Origin of the sequence: Chryseobacterium hagamense (genome assembly GCF_007991455.1) — a bacterium.
In the GTDB taxonomy this organism is placed as follows: Bacteria; Bacteroidota; Bacteroidia; order Flavobacteriales; family Weeksellaceae; genus Chryseobacterium; species Chryseobacterium hagamense.
The window spans coordinates 105,632-126,811 of sequence record NZ_BJYJ01000008.1; the positions used below are offsets into that span (position 1 = coordinate 105,632).

General features: G+C 42.3%; 17 protein-coding genes. 2 read left to right on the forward strand and 15 right to left on the reverse strand.

Annotated elements, in window-relative coordinates:
• Window positions 1-33: 33 nt before the first annotated feature.
• The 15 genes from CHA01nite_RS09620 to CHA01nite_RS09690 form a co-directional block, all read right to left on the reverse strand.
• Window positions 34-2,400: a GumC family protein gene (locus CHA01nite_RS09620; protein WP_146941102.1), complete on the reverse strand. Its 2,367-nt coding sequence runs from the start codon at window positions 2,398-2,400 to the stop codon at window positions 34-36.
• A gap of 24 nt (window positions 2,401-2,424) precedes the next feature.
• Entirely contained in the window at window positions 2,425-3,234 is an 810-nt protein-coding gene (locus CHA01nite_RS09625; protein WP_146941103.1) for a polysaccharide biosynthesis/export family protein, read from the reverse strand.
• 81 nt (window positions 3,235-3,315) lie between these two features.
• Window positions 3,316-5,301 carry a nucleoside-diphosphate sugar epimerase/dehydratase gene (locus CHA01nite_RS09630; RefSeq protein ID WP_146941104.1) on the reverse strand — a complete coding sequence of 662 codons (1,986 nt, stop codon included), beginning with the start codon at window positions 5,299-5,301 and terminating at the stop codon, window positions 3,316-3,318.
• 289 nt (window positions 5,302-5,590) lie between these two features.
• Window positions 5,591-5,824, reverse strand: coding sequence for a hypothetical protein (locus tag CHA01nite_RS09635; RefSeq protein ID WP_146941105.1), 234 nt, complete (start codon window positions 5,822-5,824; stop codon window positions 5,591-5,593).
• 2 nt (window positions 5,825-5,826) lie between these two features.
• Window positions 5,827-8,154 carry a T9SS type A sorting domain-containing protein gene (locus tag CHA01nite_RS09640; protein WP_146941106.1) on the reverse strand — a complete coding sequence of 776 codons (2,328 nt, stop codon included), beginning with the start codon at window positions 8,152-8,154 and terminating at the stop codon, window positions 5,827-5,829.
• Between the two features lie 69 nt (window positions 8,155-8,223).
• Window positions 8,224-8,688 carry a regulatory protein RecX gene (locus tag CHA01nite_RS09645; protein WP_146941107.1) on the reverse strand — a complete coding sequence of 155 codons (465 nt, stop codon included), beginning with the start codon at window positions 8,686-8,688 and terminating at the stop codon, window positions 8,224-8,226.
• A 131-nt stretch (window positions 8,689-8,819) separates the two neighbouring features.
• Window positions 8,820-10,085 carry a serine hydroxymethyltransferase gene (gene glyA / locus CHA01nite_RS09650; protein WP_146941108.1) on the reverse strand — a complete coding sequence of 422 codons (1,266 nt, stop codon included), beginning with the start codon at window positions 10,083-10,085 and terminating at the stop codon, window positions 8,820-8,822.
• A 100-nt stretch (window positions 10,086-10,185) separates the two neighbouring features.
• The gene (locus tag CHA01nite_RS09655; RefSeq protein WP_146941109.1) at window positions 10,186-10,611 is read right to left on the reverse strand and encodes an arsenate reductase ArsC; all 426 of its coding nucleotides are present in this window, start codon (window positions 10,609-10,611) and stop codon (window positions 10,186-10,188) included.
• Window positions 10,612-10,744: 133 nt separating this feature from the next.
• Complete coding sequence (locus tag CHA01nite_RS09660; protein ID WP_146941110.1) at window positions 10,745-11,215, reverse strand: DUF6428 family protein; 471 nt, start codon at window positions 11,213-11,215, stop codon at window positions 10,745-10,747.
• A 60-nt stretch (window positions 11,216-11,275) separates the two neighbouring features.
• Window positions 11,276-11,602 carry an ArsR/SmtB family transcription factor gene (locus tag CHA01nite_RS09665; RefSeq protein WP_146941111.1) on the reverse strand — a complete coding sequence of 109 codons (327 nt, stop codon included), beginning with the start codon at window positions 11,600-11,602 and terminating at the stop codon, window positions 11,276-11,278.
• A 110-nt stretch (window positions 11,603-11,712) separates the two neighbouring features.
• Window positions 11,713-12,612: an NAD(P)/FAD-dependent oxidoreductase gene (locus CHA01nite_RS09670; RefSeq protein WP_146941112.1), complete on the reverse strand. Its 900-nt coding sequence runs from the start codon at window positions 12,610-12,612 to the stop codon at window positions 11,713-11,715.
• Window positions 12,613-12,950: 338 nt separating this feature from the next.
• Window positions 12,951-14,147: an efflux RND transporter periplasmic adaptor subunit gene (locus CHA01nite_RS09675; protein WP_146941113.1), complete on the reverse strand. Its 1,197-nt coding sequence runs from the start codon at window positions 14,145-14,147 to the stop codon at window positions 12,951-12,953.
• Window positions 14,148-14,186: 39 nt separating this feature from the next.
• Window positions 14,187-15,458: an ABC transporter permease gene (locus CHA01nite_RS09680; RefSeq protein ID WP_146941114.1), complete on the reverse strand. Its 1,272-nt coding sequence runs from the start codon at window positions 15,456-15,458 to the stop codon at window positions 14,187-14,189.
• 404 nt (window positions 15,459-15,862) lie between these two features.
• Complete coding sequence (locus CHA01nite_RS09685; protein ID WP_146941115.1) at window positions 15,863-17,092, reverse strand: ABC transporter permease; 1,230 nt, start codon at window positions 17,090-17,092, stop codon at window positions 15,863-15,865.
• A 103-nt stretch (window positions 17,093-17,195) separates the two neighbouring features.
• Entirely contained in the window at window positions 17,196-17,888 is a 693-nt protein-coding gene (locus CHA01nite_RS09690) for an ABC transporter ATP-binding protein (RefSeq protein WP_146941116.1), read from the reverse strand.
• A 426-nt stretch (window positions 17,889-18,314) separates the two neighbouring features.
• Between CHA01nite_RS09690 and CHA01nite_RS09695 the strand changes: the two genes are divergently transcribed.
• Together CHA01nite_RS09695 and CHA01nite_RS09700 are read left to right on the forward strand one after the other, a co-directional pair.
• Window positions 18,315-19,289, forward strand: a complete 975-nt coding sequence (locus tag CHA01nite_RS09695; protein WP_146941117.1) for a ribonucleotide-diphosphate reductase subunit beta — start codon at window positions 18,315-18,317, stop codon at window positions 19,287-19,289.
• 121 nt (window positions 19,290-19,410) lie between these two features.
• A complete protein-coding gene (locus CHA01nite_RS09700) occupies window positions 19,411-21,069 on the forward strand; it encodes a ribonucleoside-diphosphate reductase subunit alpha (protein ID WP_146941118.1) in 1,659 nt (552 codons plus the stop codon).
• The last annotated feature ends 111 nt before the right edge of the window (window positions 21,070-21,180 follow it).

Genomic DNA, 21,180 nt, shown 5'->3' on the forward strand with positions numbered 1-21,180 from the left:
TATTTTTTTGTGCAGAAGTTAAATACTTGAAATTTATTTTCTGAATAGTTTTTTCCAGAACGGTTGATTCGCATCAGCTGAATATCCATAACCATATTTATAGCCGTAGCCACTATGCATCTTATCTACATCATTGAGTACCAAGCCAACATTTTTAATTTTTTTATCCTTAATCTGCTTATTGATAAAAGAAACCAGTTCTTTTTCGGTGTAGCCGGAACGTGCTACATAAACGGTTACATCGGCAACATCGGCAATAAGGAAGGAATCCGTAACCAGCATCAGTGGTGCAGTATCTAAAAGAATATAATCATAATTGGCTTTTAAACTTTCGATGAGCTCATGATATCTTCCGTTGGATAATAATTCGGTAGGGTTGGGAGTAATGGCACCTGAATAAATTACATCACAATGCGGGTTAAATGAGGTCGGATGGATAATTTCACCGGCTTTCATTTCATTATCGTACATGAATTCAGATAAACCGACAAGCCCTCTTCTGCTCTCATTATATCTCTGTAATTGCGGATTTCGTATATCCGAACCGATGATAATCACTTTTTTACGTGGAGTCGCGAGGGTTAATGCCAAATTTACTGAGGTAAAGGTCTTCCCTTCGCCCTTTACGGTAGAGGTCACAAAAATCACATTGCCCTTTTTACCTTTCGGCAACATAAAATTAATATTGGTGATCAATATCCTGAAGGCTTCAGCCAAAGGCGACAAATCATTAACCTGCACGATTTCCTGCTCTCCTTTTTCCAGAGAAGGTAATTCACCAATAACGGTAACTCCCTTTGCGAGCTTTTCCAGATCATTTTTAGATTTGATCTTATTATTGAATAATTCTGCCAGATAAACAATCCCAAAAGGAATCAACAGACCTATAATTAATGCTGCCAAATAGATCATCATCCGTTTAGGGGATACCGGAGTGGGATTTGTCAGCGCATCATCTACAATCCTTGCTTTTGGAGCGGCAATTGCTAGTGATATCGCTGCTTCTTCTCTTTTCTGTAATAACAATAAATAAAGCTGCTCTTTAATGTTCTGCTGCCTTTCAATGCTTCTGAATAATTTTTCCTGAACGGGAATCTTTGAAATCCTTCCTGACAGACGGTTCTGTTCATCTACAATGTTATTTCTTGCAATTTGGAGTGCCGATCTGCTTTTCTGTAAACTCTGGACAATGGAACTTCTTATGCTGTTAATTTGTGAAGTAATGTCCTGAACGAGTGGATTGGCCGTTGTAGAATTCTCTAACAAACGGTTACGTTCAATGACCAGCTGATTATAATTTCCGATATCGGAAGAAGCATCAGCATCGGAAAGCCCGACATTCAAAGGCAAAACCTGGTAGTTTCCCTGTCTGTTGATTGAGTTTAACAAACTGTTCACCAATTCAAGCTGCGATTCATTTTCGATCTGCTTTTCTCTTCCTGTAGCTGCAGTTTTCAAAGAGAGTTCCGCTTCGGTCTGAATATCGGCTATATTGTTCTGGACTTTAAAGCTTTGTTTCTGGGACTCGACATCTCCCAACTCCTTACTGATCAAGGTAATTCTTTCATCAATAAAATTGGCCGTTTTCTGTGCTTCCGAATTTTTATCAAGATTGGCTTCCCGGTTGTAATTTACAGCCAGACGATTGAGAATATCTTCAGATTTTTCCGGAACCGGATCGGTAATGGCAATTTTTAATACGGTCGCTTCTTTCTGTACCAGACTTACATTTAATTTGGACAGATAATATCTTGCCCTGTCCATCGAAGACATAAACTGAAGCCTGTAAACATCTTCCGGTTTGGTTACTTTGTATGCCGGATTTTTCTGAAACATCACCACACCGAACGGCAATGATACCGCTTTATTAAAAGGAGTATGGATTGGTTTTTTGAAACTCTCGGATTCAAGAACTACAGTACCTCTGACAACTTTTGCTGTAACCTCTTTGGTAGGATAAACACCTTTATTTTTCTCACTGATCACTCTCACAAAAAAAGGGGTATCGTCTTTATAAAGCTCAGTTTCTTTTAATTTTCCTTTGGAATAGACATTGGTTTCCAACGACAGCTCTCTGACCACGGAAAGCATCAGCTTTTTCGACTTTAAGATCTCGATTTCATTATCAACCGAATTGGTTCCCATCCCTCCGATTCCACCTAATTCCGAAATAACGGACATCTCCGGCTGGCCTGAGGTTGATTTTTTAACCTCTTTGATCAATAAAGTAGATTCCGTACTGTAAACAGGTATGCTATACCTCAAAAAAAACCATGCAATGATAGTGGCAGTAATGATACCAATGATAAACCAATACCAACGGTAAAGATACGGTTTAATAATTTCTCTGATGTTAAGATCTTCTTCCTGAAATTCGTCTTGATTGTTGCTGTAATCCACTGATTTGGTGTAACTGGTTAAATATTAATTTTTTGTCAATGCTAAAACGCCAATGACTAATGACGCGATTACTGATGCCACAGAAATATACAATCCTGTATTCGGGTCAACCCTCGCCGATTTTTCCCGGTTGGCATTCGGTTGAACATAAATGACATCATTTTGTTTTAAATAATAATACGGAGAATTGATAAACTGGGCACTGGTCAGATCCACTCTTTCTTTGGTAATCTGCCCGTCGACATTCCTGACAATCAACACATTTGTTCTGATCCCGAACGGCGTCGCATCCCCTGCCAGGCCCAATGCGCCCAGTAAAGTGGTTCCTCCGTCAGGAATGACATACTGACCGGGCTTATTCACTTCGCCCAAGACGGAAATTTTAAAATTAGTCAGTTTTAGATCGACAATGGGATTTTTTACATAAGCAGAAATAAGATCAATCAATTTTGAACGAAGGGTCTCAATATTTTCACCTTTGGTGCTTACCGTTCCGATCTGCGGAAAAGTGATATTTCCGTCAGTATCCACGATATAGGTAGATCCTGAAACCGGAATTTGCTGAGGAATATTATTTGAACTGGGAAGTGTATATTGAGTTGTCGTTGTACCTGATGAGTAGGACTGATTGAAAGGTTTAACCACATCCATATCTTTTGCGGTAACCGTAATGATCAACTGATCGCCCGGCTGGAAAGTGCTTCTGCTGTTTTTAATCGAGTTATCCAGAACAATATTCTCGATATCCTTCATATAGGTAATTTCCTGGCGTGGTGCACAGGAAAATACTGCCAAGCCTAATGCACCCGCTATAATATATTTCTTAAAATTCATTTTTGGTAATTTTTTCACAAAAATAGGATTATTATTCTTTAATTAAAATTTGTTTTTGGTTCTATTAAAAATCGATGATTATCAACCGGCATCCGGTTCACCCGTTAACCATTCTTTCTGCTCTAACGAATCAGTCTTCTTATCCAGGACTTCAAACTGAGAATTGTTGCTGATGAACTCAGGCACAATCGCTTTCAGAAGCGTCACTACCTGTACTTTATCCCTTCGGACGGCTGATTTAATAATTTTATTGGACAAAAGATCCATTTCTTCAAATACCATACACGGATCTTTGGAAATCATGATTTTCTCATGATGGGTAGGAATGGTCGTTGCATTGTTGCTCAGCAATTCTTCATATAACTTTTCACCGGGTCTCAGGCCGATAAACTTGATCTTGATGTCGACATCCGGGGTATATCCGGAAAGTCTGATCATTCTTCTGGCCAGATCCAGAATTTTCACCGGCTCCCCCATATCGAACACATAGATCTCTCCGCCTCCACCCATGGTCCCTGCCTGAAGAACCAACTCACAGGCTTCGGGGATTGTCATAAAGTACCGGATAATATCCGGGTGGGTGATCGTTACCGGACCTCCTTTTTCAATCTGTTTTTTAAAATGGGGAATCACAGAGCCGTTTGATCCTAAAACATTACCGAAACGGGTGGTAATGAATTTGGTAATATTCCCTTCGGAATTCTGCAAAGACTGCACAAAAAGTTCTGCCGTTCTTTTGGAAGCCCCCATGACGTTGGTTGGGTTGACGGCCTTATCCGTTGAAACCATGACAAAACGGTTGACCTTATACTTTTTTGAAAGGACTGCCACGTTTTTGGTGCCTAAAACATTAACAAAAATCGCTTCATGCGGATTTTCTTCGATCAGAGGGACATGCTTGTAAGCTGCTGCATGGTAAACCATGGAAAACTGATAGACTTCAAAAATCTTTTCCAGCCGGTAGCTGTTCGAAATATCCGCCAGGACAAATTTAAATTTTTGTTTCGGGAATTTTTCCAACAATTCCAGTTCCAATTCATACAAGGGCGATTCTGCCTGATCCAGGACTACAATTAAAGAAGGATTGAATTGAGCCACCTGTCTTACGATTTCACTGCCGATCGATCCTGCGCCGCCGGTTATCAGTACATTCTTTTCAGCATGCCTTTTCCGTACTTCTTCGTTCTCGATTTTTATGGGCCTTCGGTTCAGAAGATCCTCGATCTGTAACTGCCGGATCCCGCCCACCAGATCAGAATCACGCATCTTGCTTAAAGTAGGTGCTTTCAGTACTTTCAGTCCGTTATCCAATGCACAGGTCATCCACTCTTCAAGCTCCTGTTTAGACATGATTTCCTTAATGATCAGAACCGCATCAAACTGATTCATAAAAGGTTTGTTTTCACAAAATTTATCAATATTATAAATTTTATGCCCTAACAGCAAGGCTTTATGAGAATCTGACCTTCTGGTAAGAAAGCCTTGTAAACGATAAGGATAATTCGGATTATGTAAAATCGCTCTTGCCAAAGAGACCGAAGCATCTCCGACCCCTATAACGGCGACCCTTACCTTGGATGCGGAACCTTTGAAATCGATCAGGACATTGAAAAACTGCTTGGTAAACATCCTGAACAAAAACATAACCGTTACCGAGATGAAGAAATAAAGAAACAGGTACGGATATAAAAACAAAGATTTTCCCAGCCAGATTTCAATTAAAAAATTAATGATAAGTAAAGTAACCAACGTACTTCCTGATGACAGAATAATTTTGAAAAAATCGAAAAAGGTAGAATGCCTGATGATGCCTGCATAGGTCTTAAAAACAAACATAAACAGCATATTAATCCCAATCAGAAAGATTTTCTGTTCCAGGATATATTGCGGAAAATTAATTCTTACGTGAAGCTTTTCAAGAAAAAAATGGGAAAAAAAAATGGATATCAATACTATTGAAATGTCAATCACGATGACTGACCATCTAGGGATATATCTAAGCTCAGTGAGCTTAACAATATTATCTCCGTTGTAAAGTACATTAAAAGCATCATTGAGCTTTTTCATCCAGCATTTTGGTGTTTAATTTAATTTTGCAAATCTAACAATATTATGACTATAAAAAAATTAAATGTTAATGTTATCTCATTTTAATACCTACCACACTCATTATCAACAGATAAATATAAAATAAATGTAAATCAGTTTTAGCAAGAAAACTTTTTATCGATAACCTTTTATTAAATAAATATATTTCTACACAAAACCGGAAATGGTTAACATTAATTATTTTGCAGGATTATAAAAAATTCCCGGAACAAATGCTCCGGGAATATGATATATTTATACTTTAATTTTATCCAATCTGCTTTTTCCTATTGGAAGCGGCAAATGCCAAAACCGTTGCCACAATAAAAAGTGCAGGAATATACTCATCTATTGGAGCACCACCAGGATCTCCCGGTCCGGCAGGCGTACCTTCTTCCTGCATTTCGGAAGTTTCAGGTTGATTATAAATGTAAGGGTTATCCGATTGGGCCAGCGAAAAGCCGGAAATAACCAGTGAAAACAGGATGATTATCTTTTTCATTTTTATTTAATTATTTTTTGAGTGAATGATTTGCCTTCAGAAACGGCTTTCAGGATATATACCCCACTGGTCTGAATTTTTACCACTACGGATTTGGAATTCGATGAAATTTGCTGGATTTTTCTTCCGGCAGCATCATAGACTTCTACCGACTGAATGGTATGATGATTTCTGACTACGAAGTCTTCACCATCCCTGTAAACTTCAAAGGATGCCTTTTCAGCTTCGCCGGTAGATAAAACATTGAGTTTATAGACGATTTCAAACCGGTTGGTAAAATCTCCTGCATTGGCAGTGAACGTATAATTTCCTGACTGCAGATTGGTATAGGTTCCGTTTTGCTTATCGTGCAGATAGATCGGTTGACCGTTGGTAAACAAACCTTCTTTGTGAGCTAAAGAAATGGTAAAGTCCCCGTTTTCAAAGTGTTTGTCACCCAAAGGCACCACATCATTGATCTGGAAAGGGGCCCTACCCTGAATAACCAGCTTTTCAGTACCTGCCAGACTGTAGAACGCATCAGAACCCGTTCCCATCGCTTTTGAATCGTAAGCATCGTAAGCATCAGAAGCACCTAGGTTGTAAGTAATTGCCTGAGTAAAGGTATTCCCGTAAGAGGTCGTCAGTTTAATCCAGTATTTACCTTCTGCGGTATTTACATTTTTATTCATGGTCACCGCTGCTGCTGAAGAACGCATCGCATTCGTAAAGGTTGCAGGAGAAGCATTTATCGATTTTACAATAAATCCTTGTCCGATCTTGGCAAAGCTGCCTAAGGCATTCAGTGCTGCAGAACCGTAAGACTGGGTATTCGGAGCTTCCGTCCAGGTTCCCGACTGCGCATTGAAAGTGGCAAAGCCTACATTGACGGAAGTATTACCGGTCTGCGTCGTTACATTTCCTGTAGTGTTATCCCAGAACCATAAAGTTGATTCAATGGTGGAATTGTTGGCCGTATAAAAATCGGTTAAGTTGATGTTTGAAGGGTAAGGGTTACCGATGAGGTTATATCCGTCTCCGGCATTGCTTAACGCTGTATTGATTGTTCCGTTGTTAGGAACCTGGGAAGTGCCTCCGAAAACCAGGCTTGCATTGGCAGCCGGAACCTTTACCGAATAACCTTTTCCTGCATTGTTGGTGAAGTTCGCATTGTCATTCGCAACTGTTGGATATAAATTGGTTGCCGGATCATAGCTCATTACATAAAGTGGAGCCGTCGATGAAGAACCGTTGGAATAAGCGGTAAATAAGTTCTGATTGGCAACCGGTGAAGACCAGAAGACATATTTGTTTGCAACGCTTGCACTGTTTCTCAAGGCCTTAAAATTAGTAGAGGCAAGCGTAGAACCATCCCTTTGGATAAGATTACCGCCATCCTCTACCACGACTTCTGTACCTGTAATGGTATATGTATCTGCTATTTCAAGAGATCCCCCGTTTTTAATGGTGATATTCTTAGCAGTGAAACCAGGAGTTGTAGAAGAGGTGGTGTAATTACCCGTGACAATAGCATTCACACTAGAATTGGGAGTTCCTCCGGACCAGGTTGAACCATTCCAGGTTGTAGAACCATCGGGAACAGAATTGTAAACCGTGATATCATCTACCTCATATTCAGTTGTATTCGTATAAATTCTGAAAGCAGCAACTCCTAAATTGTTGGTCGCTGATACGAATGACGTTGAAGATTTTATTCCGTTTATCCAAATATCAGCTCTGTTGACAGGTAATGAATTTCCGTCACCATAGGTTAAAGCAGCTGTAGAATTATTAAAAACTATTGTAACCGTGTAATCACTGGAGGTAGCCAATGTTTGTACCGTAGACCAGGCACCGTTTGATCTTATCTGTAAAGAACTTCCTGTAACCTGGAATGCTGCTGCCAGCTGAGCACCGGTAAATCCGTTATTGGTACCAAAACTGGATCCTGTTCCTACCGCACCGACTATAGTGCCAGAGCCAAAAGAGGCTGGCGTTCTAAATTTAAACGTGAAAGCACCGCTTCTGAAAGACGTTAACCCGGTTTTGTCAACCGTTGTAATACTCCCTCCTTTAGCTCCGATCAAAGCGGAGCTACCAGAAGAAAAAGAGGAAGGATTCTTTGCTACAACTTCATTATTGATACTTGCCGAACCGGTTGATGTACCGACTCTGACATAGGAAAATGCTGTATTCGTTGTTGTAAGATTTGTTCCATCGATAATCGATCCAAAATCCTCTGAGAAAACCGGAGCAACCGAAAAGCTGCCCTGACTCCATCCCCACACCGAGAACAGAGTCATCAGAAATGCATAAAGCATCTTTGATGTCGTTTGTAATTTTAAATTCATGTAATTATTTTTTCGTGAGGCAAATCTAAATAATATTAATGAATGTTAAAATTACATCTATGTTAATTTTCAATCACTTACCTCTAAAATTACGTCATATTCAAAACCACGGCTTATGAGATATTTAACAGTTTTTAACTTTTTTTGCTGATCGTTCAAGCCTTTCAACTTAGCATTATAGTTTTCATATACCTTCCGGACTATTTTTACATAATCATTTTCATCAATTTCATCGAAGCAGGAGGAGATCAGCTTATCATGAATTCCTTTTTGTTTCAGATGCATCTTAATTTTGATTTTCCCCCAGTTCTTCAGATAGAATTTCCCCCGGATGTAGCTTCTGGTAAACCGCTCTTCGTTCAGATAGTTTTCTTTCATCAGGTACAGAAGGATTTCTTCCTTTGCCTCAGGGATCAGAACGAACTCCCGCATTTTCTGCTCTACCTCAGCATGGCACCGGTCCTGGTAAACGCAGTAATTGGCCAGCTTCTGCTTTATTTCTTCGAATGTATATAATTTTTTATCGGAATTCATCTTCACCTGTAATTTTGATCGTGGTTTATTCAAAATTGTTGTTTACAAAAAAGAGGCACAAAATACTTTGAGCCTCTCTTTGTTTTTATATTGAACGTCAAAAAGCAAATGACCATCGGTCAAAAGCAATTTTAATAATTGAATAAGGCCTTGCCCTCCATCAGTTCATTGACTTTCTTTCTCACGGAAGCAATTACTTCGTCGTTTTTGATGTTATCCACCACATCGGAAATAAATCCGGCGATGGTATCCATATCGTTTTCTTTCAATCCTCTTGTGGTAATGGCTGCGGTACCCAAACGGATTCCGGAAGTCGTAAACGGCGACTTATCATCAAAAGGAACCATGTTTTTGTTGCAGGTGATGTCTGCCAGTACCAATGCTTTCTCGGTCTCTTTACCGTTTACATTTTTATTCCGGAGGTCTACCAGCATCAGGTGGTTATCCGTTCCGCCGCTCACGATATCGAATCCTCTGTCGATCATGGCTTTGGCCAGCGTCTGCGCATTGGACTGAACCTGCTTGGCATACGTCATAAAATGATCTTCAAGCGCTTCGCCGAACGCCACGGCTTTCCCTGCAATAACGTGCTCCAGCGGACCGCCCTGGATTCCCGGGAAAACGGCACCGTCAAGCACCTGGCTCATCATTTTGGTCTCGCCTTTAGGGGTTTTATGTCCGTAGGTATTTTCAAAATCTTTGCCCATCATGATCATTCCTCCTCTCGGACCTCTTAAAGTTTTATGGGTCGTGGTTGTTACGAGATGGCAGTGTTCAAAAGGGTTATTCAGAAGTCCTTTGGCCACAAGACCTGCCGGGTGGGCAATATCTGCCCAAAGGGTAGCTCCGATCTCATCGGCAACCTCCCTGAATTTTGCGTAATCAAGATCCCTCGAATATGCGGAGAAACCGGCAATAAGCATCTTCGGTCTTTCTCTTAATGCCACTTCCCTCATCTGATCGTAATCGATAAGGCCGGTTTCCTGCTGAACGCCGTAAGAAACCACATCGTACTGGATCCCTGAAAAGTTCACCGCTGAACCATGCGTAAGGTGCCCTCCCATGGAAAGATCCATCCCCATGATTTTATCACCGGGTTTCAGAACGGCAAGGTAAATGGCTGCATTCGCCTGGGAACCGGAATGAGGCTGAACATTCGCATACTCGATTCCGAAAAGTTCTTTTGCTCTGCTGATTGCCAGGGTTTCGACCTCATCTACCACTTCACATCCCCCGTAATATCTTTTTCCGGGATATCCTTCGGCATATTTATTCGTCAATACGCTTCCCACGGCTTTCATTACATTTTCAGAAACAAAGTTTTCTGATGCAATCATCTCAATGCCATGAGTCTGTCTTTGTCTTTCTTTTTCAATCAGGTCGAAAATAATGTCCATTTTACTTTTAGTTTTAGAAATTTTCCATGCCAAAAGTACGAAATTTCCGGCGAGATTGAGCCATGGGGAATTAGGTTTTTTCGTGTTAAAAATGATCAGATCAGCCTATAAGAATTTTTTCTCTGATGAAATGTTCACAATATTTTTTTATTTCTTCACGGGCCTTTCTAAAGGCGGAGAAAATTTCTTCTTCACTTCCCTCAGCTTTTGCAGGATCCTGGAAATTGTAATGGGCTGTTTCTGCTTTTACCGGAAAATACGGACAGTTTTCCCGGGCATGATCACAAACGGTTATCACAAAATCAAAATCGAGAGATCTGTATTCATTGATGTGATTGGACGTGTGGCTGGAAATATCCAGGTTGTCCTCTTTCATGATCGCAACCGCTTTTGGATTCAGGCCGTGGGTTTCGATGCCTGCACTGTACACTTCGGCTTTATCCCCGGCAAAGTACCGCAGATAACCTTCCGCCATCTGACTTCTGCAGCTGTTTCCGGTGCAGAGAACAAGTATTTTCTTTTTCATATTTTAAAGAAGTAACCAAATGAGATTAATCAAACAGAATTTAGGGTCGAATCCGAAAATTACCTGTAAAAGAGCAACGGATGCCGTAATCACGACAGGCTTTTTGTATTTGAGCAAAAAATATTTCATAAGATCAGCAACATCCGGAGCCCGGGATACATCCGGAATTCTGTCCGGTTAATTCACTTAAGGTAACTTTTTGCTTCTGCGGCAGTGTTCCGCACGAATCTTCGGCGAGACAGGCAGTCAGCTTATTTTTAAGGACAAAATTCCTTCCGTTAAAATCAAGATCGTATTTTCCGATGGTTATACCCTGGTATTCCACTTCGATTCCGAGATCTCCCATTCCCAGTTTTTCTTCAGAGAGGAAGATAATATCGAGAAGCTTTTCCGGTTTCAGACGGTGCTCTTCATCGCCGGCATTCCAAAGCTGGAAATTTACTTTCGCTTCATTTCTTACGGTGCCCCCGCAATCGATAAAATTTTTGGTAACCTTTCCGATTTCGGTCACGTGGAAATGTTCAGGAACAAAAGTTCCGTCTTCCAGCTGAAATTTCAGGGCATTTAATTCAGGAAGGATTTTTTTAATCTGTTCAAGAGTCATCTTATTTCTATTTTTAAATTGTAATATCGCAATATTACGATATTCTGTTCTAAATTTTTTTTAGCAGCAATTTTGCTTTTTTACGGTAGCAATCACTTCCGAAAAAAACAGATGAAGTACTTCAAAAGCTTTTTCATCAATACAGTAACAAACGGAATTGCCTTCAATATTCCCTTTGATCAGGCCGGCATTCTTCAGTTCCCTGAGGTGCTGGGAAACGGTAGGCTGTGCCAGGGGAAGTTCATTAACGATATCTCCGCCGATACATTCATTTACTTTCAGCAGGTATTCTACAATAGCAATACGTGCGGGATGGCCCAATGCCTTTGCAATAACAGCAATCCGGTTCTGCCGTTCGGTAAAGAAATCTGTCTTTGTAGCACCCATATCCAAAACTATATCGCAATATTACGATAAATATTCATTATGAGCCAAGTTTTTCAAAAAAAACGTCCCGGACACCCGGGAGGCAATAAAATAAATTTAAAGATGAATTTTTAAAAACTTTCATCAGCGAGTTCTCCGTTTACAACAGCTCCGGTTAAATTACCCTGGGCTACCGCATTAGCTACGGCACGCATCATGGTGGTATTGTCCCCGCAGGCGAAAACGCCTTCCACATTGGTTTTATGGAAATGGTCTATTTTAAGGTGTCCATGTTCTGTAAGCTCCAGCCCCAGATTTTCGACATTGATATTTTGCTTAAAGGGGATCTTGGCATACAAGGCATCCAGAGGAATTTCTTCTCCACCTTTGAGAATAACCTTGCGGATCTGCCCGTTCTCATGATCAATTCTTTCGATCTCCGTTTCTGTAATCCCAATTTTGTTTCTGCCGAATCCCGCGGTTTGCTCACTATTCAGTGTTGAGATGCCATTGGTGAAAAGGGTAAGTTCTTTGGTTAGATTATAAACGATTTTAGAAAATTCGAAACCCATATCCCCGTTAGACATAATCCCGGTAACCTTGCCATGAACTTCATACCCGTGGCAATAAGGACAATGGATTACCGAGATTCCCCAGCATTCGGCAAACCCGGGAATATCCGGCATAACATCTTTTACGCCGGATGCCAGGATTATTTTTTTAGCGACGAATGTATCATTACTTTCGGTCCGTACTTCAAAATTTTCCGGGTGCTTAGATACCTGTTTTACCAATCCGTTATAAAATTTCACGGTTTTATACTGCAAGACCTGCTCCTTAGCAAGATCAGAAATTTCTTTCGGGGTTTTTCCGTCATGCGTCAGAAAATTGTGTGAATGCGGGGTCTGCCGGTTGCAGGGCGTTCCGCTGTCTATGATTAAAACTTTTCTGAGCGATCTTCCTAAAGACATTCCTGCCGATAGCCCCGCGTAGCTTCCTCCTATAATGATGACATCAAAATTGTTTTCCATAACTGTTTATTATTGAGGGTTCCAGTACAAGTACTGCACCGTTTATTTCCGTCAAAGGTAAAACAATTTTTAATTAATGCAACATTGTTTCATTAATAATTTTTAAAAGATCAGAGTCCGGACCGGATACCGGAAGTTTCCCTGTCAGGTGTAAGGAACGGCTTTTGTCTTAGCCCTGATTGCAACGGCATCCTTTTTTGTTGCGGCGGGAACAGCGCGGCTGTGACAAAAAAGATACAGTGGAAAGCAGGAAACAGCTCCAAAAAACTTTCGGCTGAAATTAAAAAATCCCGGGAAATCCCGGGACCATGTTTAAAGAAATGTATAGTGATTGTTTACTATTTTTTCGCTTTGTCTTTTAATTCTTCTTTGTCTTTATCGGAAGGATTCCATACTTTCACCTCTGCGTTTTTATCAAGCCCTGCCAGGATCTGAACATTGATGCCGTCGCTTGCGCCTAACTTCACATACGCCTTTTTGAACCTGCCGTCTTTCTGTTTTACCTCAACGAAAGGGACGTCCTTGCCGTTTTTCTTTTCATACTGGATCAGAGATTCGTCCAGCAACAGTGCATTTTTCTGGGAATTCAGGACAATTTCACCATTGGCCGAAAACCCGGCTCTGATATATTCGTTGTTCGGGTTGAAGACGTCTCCTTCCACCGGGAATTTGATGGTTCCGTTGTTGTCTTTCCCTTTCGGGGCGATCATCGTCAGCCTTCCGGGAAATGTCTTGTTCTGAAGGGCACCGATCACGATGTTCATATCCATTCCCTGTTTCAGCTTTCCGGCCTGGGCTTCATCAATCTCTCCCTGGAAGATGAGTGAATTCAGGTCGGCAATCGAGCAGATGGTGGTTCCGGCATTGAACGAGTTTGCCTCGATCACCTGGCTTCCCACTTTTACCGGCACTTCAAGAACCGTCCCTGACGCTTTGGAGCGGATCTGGGTCGTTGCCAGCCCCTGCAGTTCCGGTGTAGACCCCGTTCTGGCGATCTGTAAAGCTTTTTGTGCCGTTACCAGTTGCTGCTGGGCATTTTTAAGCGTCTGCTGCGTAGAATACAGCTGCTGCTGGGCATTCAGGTATTCCTGTTTGGAAGCTACCCCCTGCTTATAAAGCCTTTCCTGCATGTCGAACTGCTTGCGCATGTTGTCGACATTCAGTTTGGCATTGCTGATCTGAAGCTGCTGGTTGGTTACGTTCTGCTGCGCATTGTTCACTTCGGAAAGATTGGGAACAATCCGTACGGTGGCAATCAGCTGCCCGACTTCTACCCGGTCGCCTTCATCCACCAGGATTTTATCGATGATCCCTGCGATATTCGGTTTGATTTCGATTTCTTCTTTGGGAACAATTTTTCCCGTGGCCATTACTTTGTCGTCCATATTCTGAACGGTAGGCTTTCGGGTAAGGAACGCTTCATCTTCCTTTGAATTGGATTTTACCAGGTACACGATTCCTGCGAATAGGGCCACGGCAAACAAAAGCCCCAGGACAATATAAACGGCTTTTTTCCAGGTGAATTTCTTTTTCATTGTATAGTTTATTTTTTCTGTTAAATTAAATTTATTCAGTTATTCGGTTCTCAATGCTTCGATCGGTCTGATTTTTACAGCTCTCTGCGCCGGGATCAGCCCGATGATGAGTCCCAGGATTACCATGACCGACATCGCGGCAAACACATTCCCGTAGTTTACGGTCGGGTTGTAGAACGGAAACGAGTCCTGGCCCTTGGTGGCGATATCCAGAATCATCAGCACAAAAATCCCGAAGATAAAGCCGAGCAGGCCCGATGAAAGCGTAATGACCACACTTTCCAGCAGGATCTGGTTCCTTACTTCGGAAGGCTTTGCGCCTAATGCTCTCCGGATCCCGATTTCTTTGGTTCTTTCCTTCACCGTGATCAGCAGGATGTTGGAAATGGCAATAACTCCGGCAAGGATGGTTAAGGTTCCTACGATAATGGTCAAAAGCTGCATTCCCGTCAGAAATCCGGTAAGTTTTTTAAATTCTTTTCCCAAATTGAAGCTTCCGAACGCATTGGTATCTTCCGGTGAAACTTTATTCTGGGCTTTCAGTTCAAGCTTTACTTTTTGCTCCACGGAATTCACATCTACATTCGGTTTGCTTACGATGGCAAACATATCGATCTGGTCTGCGGCATTGTACATTTTCGTATAAGTGGAAAGCGGAATAAAAACCGTCTGGTCATTTTCGAAACCGCCGCCTTTCTTCACCCGGAAAACCCCGATGACGTTAAAAAAGATCCCTTTGATGTTGATGGATTTCCCCAGCGGGTTCTCGTTTTTTTTGGCGTCGAAGAAGTTCTTATAAATTTCTTCCCCGATCACGGCAACATTTTTATTTCCGGAAACATCGGCATCGTTGATGTACCTTCCGAAAATCAGTTTCTTTTCAGAAATTTTATTTCCTATCGGATAATCCCCGGTTAAGGAATAGGTTCCCGTTTTACCGTTTTTAGACATGGCTTCCCCCGGCGTTCCGGTAAAGCTCCCTCGTGAGTTCTGAGGGGAAATATAGTCGATGTCCGGAATTTTCCTTTTCAGCATGTCGATGTCCGGAAGGTGAAGATGCACCTGTCTGCCCTTAGGAAAACCTTCATACGGGATGGACGTGTTCTGTGCCCAAAGGAAAATGGAGTTGGTTGCAAAACCGGAAAACAGTTTATCGAAACCGTTTTCCATTCCTTTTGCTGCGCCCAGCAAACTTACATACAAAAACATACCCCAGCCTACCCCGATCATGGTAAGGAACGTCCGGAGCTTATTATTCCGCAACGAATAATAAATTTCCTGCCAGGTATCTTTTTTAAATATTATGTTCATCTTAAACTGTTCATTTTTATATTGTCAATTGTGAATTCCTGGGGAGTCAATGGTCAATTTTATATAATCCTGAAATTTACCTGCAAAGCAAAATTCACTTTTCCTCTATTTCTGTTAATGCTTACTTTCTCAATTCAGCTTTAATTTGCCATTCAGCCTTCTCCAAAAACCACCCCTTCAAAAATCTTTCAGAATTTTCGCCACCCCTCCTGAGGAGTGGAATTTAGGTTAAGGATTTTCCGGTTCTGCTTCTGATTAAACTTCATACGACCTATAACTCGTTAGCTATAAATTTACTCTTCACTTGCAAAGCAAATTCATCTTTCACTTGTCAATTTCAGTTTAGTTTTAAAATTCACTATTCACTCGCTAAGCGAAATTCACCATTCACCACCCACTTTTCATCATTCCGTTCTCAAAGCTTCAATCGGTTTGATTTTCGATGCCCGGTATGCCGGAACGAACCCTGCAATCAGCCCAGAAAAAACCAGTGCGATAAAAGCCGCAATAATGTGCCCCCACCCTACACTCGGATCTTTGATAAAATAGTCTTCCAGGTTATTGCCGATTAAATACAAAGCCAGAATGCCGAGCCCGACACCGACCAGTCCCGAAACCACGGTGATGACCACACTTTCCTGGACGATCAGGGCTACGATGCTTCCGGGTTTTGCCCCGATGGCTTTCCGCACCCCGATTTCCTTGGTCCTTTCTTTTACGATATAGACCATGATGTTGCTGATCCCGATGATTCCCGCCAGCAGGGTTCCCATCCCGATAAATCCTACAATTCCGGTCAGCACCGCCATAAATGCGAAGGTATCGTTCATATTCTTGGCATTGTTCCAGACCCGGATACCGTTTTCATCATCGGGAGCTACATTTTTCCTGGCCTTTAAGCGGTCTTTCAGTTCGTCACCGTATTTGATGGCCTGTTCCGGAGTCATCTTTTCATTGTAGGCAATATAATTGATGCTTACCGTATCGGATCCTTTCTTCATCTGCTGCAATGTGGTGATCGGAACTGTAATATGCCTTTCATCCCAGTCGCCGCCGTCGTCCGAGAAAACGCCCACCACTTTAAACATGGTACCGTTGATGTTCAGTTCTTTTCCTACCGGGCTTCCGTTTTTAATGAGGTCACGCTGTACCATTCTGCCGATCACGGCCACATTCTGTTTCCGCTCAAGATCCGTCGGGGTCAGGTACCGGCCTTCCAGTACTTTCCGGTTTTCGATGACCTGTTCTTCAGGCTTTGCGCCGTTGATCTGGTAATTTCCGCTCTCTTTTCCGTATTTCACCAGTAGATTCGAGGTATATCGCGGTGTTGAACTTCCCACTTTTTCTTTATCGATATTAACAAGGAAATCATAATCGTCGTTGTTCATCGTTACCTGCCGGTCAGACTGCAGCCCGTTGTAGGCAAGGGTTGTTTTTCCCGTCATAATCGAAATCAGGTTCTGGGCATCCCGGGCAAAGCCCTGGGTAAAAGCATTCTGCAGCCCCGATCCTATTCCGAAGAGCACGATGAAAATAAACAATCCCAAAGCCACGGTAAAACCGGAAAGTACCGTCCGCAATACATTACTGCGGATCGAACTGAATATTTCCTGCCAACGATCTAGATCAAACATATTTTTAAGCTTGAAGCGGGAAGCTGGATGAGGGAATTCTCCACCTGTCCGCTGATTTAATTCTATTTATTATAACCTCCTTTTTCCATCACCGAGCACCGCTTCACAACAACACATGCTGTTTGATGAACTCATCGCTTTCGATGATGCCGTCGCGGAGAATCACGTTTCTTTTGGTCTGCGCAGCAACGTCTGGTTCGTGGGTAACGACAATGATGGTTTTCCCTTCACTGTTGATGTCCTGAAGGAGCTTCATGATGTCGTGGGTGGTTTTGGAGTCCAGGGCTCCGGTCGGTTCATCGGCCAGCACCACTTTCGGATCGGTAATCAGGGCCCTGGCGATCGCCACCCTTTGTTTCTGCCCTCCGGAAAGCTCATTCGGCAAATGGTTTGCCCATTGGGCCAGCCCTACTTTCTCCAGGTATTCCATCGCCTTCCTGTTACGGTCTTTTCTCGGAACGTTCTGGTAATACAGCGGAAGGGCTACGTTATCGAGAGCGGTTTTATATCCGATCAGGTTGAAAGACTGGAAAATAAATCCCAGAAACCGGCTTCTGTATTCTGCGGCTTTTATTTCAGACAAATGTTCGATCGGCACGTTATCCAGTTCGTAGATCCCGGAATCTTTTTCATCAAGGATCCCGATGATGTTCAGCAGCGTGGATTTCCCGGATCCGGAACTTCCCATGATCGAAACAAATTCCCCCTCAGAAATGCTGAGGTTGATTCCCTTGAGGACGTGGAGTTTGCTTTTTCCCGTATCGTACGATTTGTGTAAATCCTGAATTAGTAACATGAAGTAATGTTATGTTTTATATCCAATAAGTAGATACATTTTTTAATTTGTTACGGAGAAAGGAAATTTCTTTCCACAAATTCATGTTTAACTACTTAATCCTTTATTAATAAGGCTTTGTATTTTTTTGTTTAATACAAATCGCACAATATCCCCTATTTTTCCACGATAAAGGTTTGGAAGTCAATATCTAAAGGCTTTCCGTGCAAATGTGGAAAACTTTTAATGTTAAAAGTCAACGAATTAGTGTTTTCCCCTTTTAATTACAGTTCTTGTTTTCTAACTTTGTACTTAGACAGCCGGGAATGCACAGCGGTTTTGATTGTGAATAACTTTTAAACTTAAAATATTATCAATCAAACACTTGCTTACCAAACCGGACTTTTCCACACTGATCCGATTAATTAAATATAAAGACATTTTAACATGGGAGTTTTTGATAAGAGAGTAAGTTATAAGCCATTTGAATACCCTGAAGTGCTTCAGTTCGTAGAGGCGATCAACAAATCGTTCTGGGTACATTCCGAAGTGGATTTTACTGCAGATGTTCAGGATTTTCATTCGCAGCTGGAGCCGCATGAAAAACATGCAGTGAAGAATGCGCTTTTGGCAATCGCACAGATTGAGGTGTCTGTAAAGACCTTCTGGGGAAACCTGTACACGCATCTTCCAAAACCTGAATTCAACGGTCTGGGTTCTACCTTCGCCGAATGTGAATTCCGTCACTCGGAAGCATATTCCCGTCTTCTTGAGGTGCTGGGGTACAATGACGAATTCCTTAACGTTATTGAAATCCCTGCCGTAAAAAGCAGAATCGAGTTCCTGGGAAATGCCCTGAGACATGCCAATTCGGCAACCCCTAAGGAATACGTTTCGGCCTTATTGCTGTTCAGTATCCTGGTAGAAAACGTATCTCTTTTCTCTCAGTTTGCCATTATCCTTTCTTTCACGAGATTCAAAGGATTCATGAAAAACGTTTCCAACATCATTGCATGGACTTCCATTGACGAGCAGATCCACGCCAATGCGGGAATTTTCCTGATCAACAAAATCAGAGAGGAGCAGCCGGAGCTTTTAACCGACAGCGATATCGAAGACATCTACACGTTGGTAGACGAATCCATCGAAAGAGAAGGCGACATCCTGAGCTGGATCTTCGAACTGGGTGAAATCGACCATGTTTCCAAAGAAGACCTTCTGAATTTCATGAAATACCGTGTGGATGACAGCTTAAAGAAAATCGACATGCAGCCGAGATACAACATCACTGCCGAGCAGTACAGACCGATGGTATGGTTCGAGGAAGAGGTTTTCGCCAATTCCATGGATGATTTCTTTGCGAAAAGACCGGTGGATTATACGAAGCACGATAAGAGTATTACGGCGAACGATTTGTTCTAAGTGAATAAAACATTGGTTTTCACAATTCCGGATTATTTGTCTTACAATTTCCTTTAATAACATAAAAAACAAAATTCCTGAGCCTTAAAACCGCTCGGGAATTCGAAAATATACAACAACTATGGACGAACAGAACAACAACATATGGTGGCTCAATGAAGAGTCTGAGCAAATGCTGAACAGAGGCTATTTGCTGAAAGGGGAAACGGTGGACGGCGCCATCGACCGGATTACCACGGCTGCGGCAAAAAGACTGTACAAGCCGGAACTTCAGCCTGCGTTCAAGGAAATGATCACCAAAGGATGGATCAGTTTCTCGTCGCCGGTCTGGGCCAATATGGGAACCCAGAGGGGTCTTCCTATTTCATGTTTCAACGTCCACATCCCGGACAGCATCGAAGGCATTACCCACAAAATGGGGGAAGTGATCATGCAGACAAAAATCGGGGGCGGAACGTCAGGGTATTTCGGGGAATTGCGTAACCGCGGGACAGCGGTAACGGACAACGGAAAATCTTCAGGAGCCGTTTCTTTCATGAAACTTTTCGATACCGCAATGGATGTGGTTTCCCAGGGTGGCGTAAGAAGAGGCGCTTTTGCCGCCTACCTGGATATCGACCACGGTGATATTGAGGAATTTTTATCGATCAAAGACATCGGAAGCCCGATCCAGAACCTTTTTACCGGGATCTGTGTACCGGATTACTGGATGCAGGACATGATCGACGGCGATATGGACAAACGTAAAATCTGGGCAAGGGTACTGGAAAGCCGCCAGCAGAAGGGGCTTCCTTACATCTTCTTTACGGATAACGTGAACCGCAACAAACCTCAGGTGTATAAAGATCTCGGACTGACGGTAAATGCAAGTAACCTGTGCTCCGAAATCATGCTTCCTTCCACAAGGGAAGAATCTTTCATCTGCTGCCTGTCTTCCATGAACCTGGAACTGTATGACGAGTGGAAGGATACCGATGCCGTAAAACTGGCCATCTACTTCCTCGATGCCGTATTATCCGAGTTCATCGATAAGACGGAAGGAAATTATTACCTCCAGGGAGCAAGAAACTTTGCGATGCGTCACCGGGCTTTAGGTTTAGGGGTTTTAGGATACCATTCGTATCTGCAGAAAAATATGATCCCGTTTGAAAGTTTTGAGGCCACCCAGTTCAATGCCAGGGCTTTCAGACGTATTAAAGAACAATCTGAACTGGCTTCAAGGGAACTCGCCAATATCTATGGCGAACCGGAAATACTGAAAGGATACGGATTGAGGAATACCACAACGATGGCTATTGCTCCCACGACCTCAAGTTCTGCGATTTTAGGACAGACTTCTCCGGGAATCGAGCCGTTTGCGTCCAACTACTACAAAGCCGGACTTGCCAAAGGAAACTTCATGCGTAAAAATAAATACCTGGCGAAATTGCTTGAAGCAAAAGGGCTTGACAATGAGGAAACATGGAGAACCATCATGTTGAATCACGGTTCGGTACAGCATTTGAAGGAACTAACCGATGAAGAGAAAGCAGTGTTCAAAACCTTTAAGGAAATCTCTCCGATGGAGATTATTTCCCAGGCGGCCCAAAGACAGCAGTATATCGACCAGGCGCAGTCTCTGAACCTGCAGGTCCCTTCGACAATGCCTGTGAAAGATGTCAACTACCTTTACATCGAAGCATGGAAGAAAGGTGTAAAAACCCTTTATTATCAAAGAAGTTCTTCTGTTTCTAAAGAAATGATGGTAAATTTTGTTACCTGCACGGCTTGTGAAGCATAAGATTCCCAAATAATAAACAATACATATTCACTTCGGCACGCTTTTCAGCGTGCCTTTTTGTGACCGGATATAAAAATGAATTACAGCGTACCGAAGTCAGTTTTCTGTAGG